We start from the raw sequence: 1,280 nt of genomic DNA on the forward strand, positions 1-1,280 counted from the left end.
GCCTGGTACCAGGGTGCCACTCCGGCGCGCCGGCGGGACCTGTGGATGCTGATGAGCGAGCAGTTCGTTGCCAATCCGCAGAAAGTCAAGGCGGCACAGGCGCAGTTTGCAGCCGCAGTGGGAACGCCCGAAGAGGCGGTGGCCGAGGTGCGCTACCGCCGCGCCACCGTCTCGCCTCGGCGGCGTCTGCTGCAACGCTTCAGCGTCTATCCCGGTGGCATCCAGTTCCTGGTCGAAATGCGTGCCGACATGCAGCCCAGCCTCAAGGCAGACAAGCGTCTGCTGGCCCTTGATGTCGAAATGGAATACATGTTCTCCACATGGTTCGATGTCGGTTTCCTTGACCTGCGCCGCATTACCTGGGATTCGCCGGCCTCGCTGATTGAGAAGCTGATCAAGTACGAGGCGGTTCATGACATCAAGGGATGGGCCGATGTCAAAAACCGGCTTGACAGTGACCGCCGCTGCTACGGATTTTTCCATCCACGCCTGCCGGAAGTGCCGCTGATTTTTGTCGAGGTCGCCATGGTCGAGACGATTGCCGGCGACATCATGCCTTTGCTTGATGAGCTGGCGGCGCCTTCGGACTTGAGCCGTGCGACCACCGCGATCTTTTATTCCATCAGCAACACCCAGGCCGGCCTGCGCGGCGTGAGTTTTGGCGACTCGTTGATCAAGCGTGTGGTGGAAAGCCTGAAAGAGGAGTTCCCCAAGCTCAAGACCTTTGCCACCCTTTCGCCGATTCCGGGGTTCCGCAACTGGCTGGGCAAAAACGCTGCTGCCATGCTGGAATCGCTGGGAGACAAAGAACTCGCCGCGCTGGGCCGGGCCGTGGGGTTTGAGCCGCCCACCGCGGGGCACCTGCTGACCGCCGCAGAGAACCCGCTGTCCCTCACCGAAAAGTCGCCGGTGCGAAAGATGCTGTTGCACTGCGCCGCCCACTACCTGGGCCGGGCCCTGGAAGAGGGCAAACCGCTGGATCCGGTGGCAAGGTTTCACCTGGGCAATGGCGCGCGCGTCGAGCGCATCAACTGGGCCGGCGACCCAACACCCAAAGGGCTCAAGCAATCGTACGGCCTGATGGTCAACTACCTCTACGATCTGAAGCGCCTCGACAAGCATCGTGCCATGCTGGCCGAAGGAAAGGTGGCTGTTTCCGGTGCGATTGAATCGCTTTTGTAATGTGTAGTTGCAGACGAGCAGCAGAAGATAAAAAACGAAGGAGACAGACATGAAACCCGTTCACTTGCTGGAAGGCCGGCGCTTACGCCGCTGTCTGC

Annotated in this window: 1 protein-coding gene; it reads left to right on the forward strand. The window is 60.9% G+C overall.

Features of this window, described 5'->3' with window-relative positions; translation table 11 throughout:
- The coding region (locus AC1D0Z_RS22090; RefSeq protein ID WP_477660287.1) for a malonyl-CoA decarboxylase domain-containing protein at positions 1–1,182 on the forward strand (1,182 nt) is incomplete at its 5' end.
- Positions 1,183–1,280: the final 98 nt, after the last annotated feature.

It is taken from the genome of Polaromonas sp. P1_E3 (genome assembly GCF_056405935.1).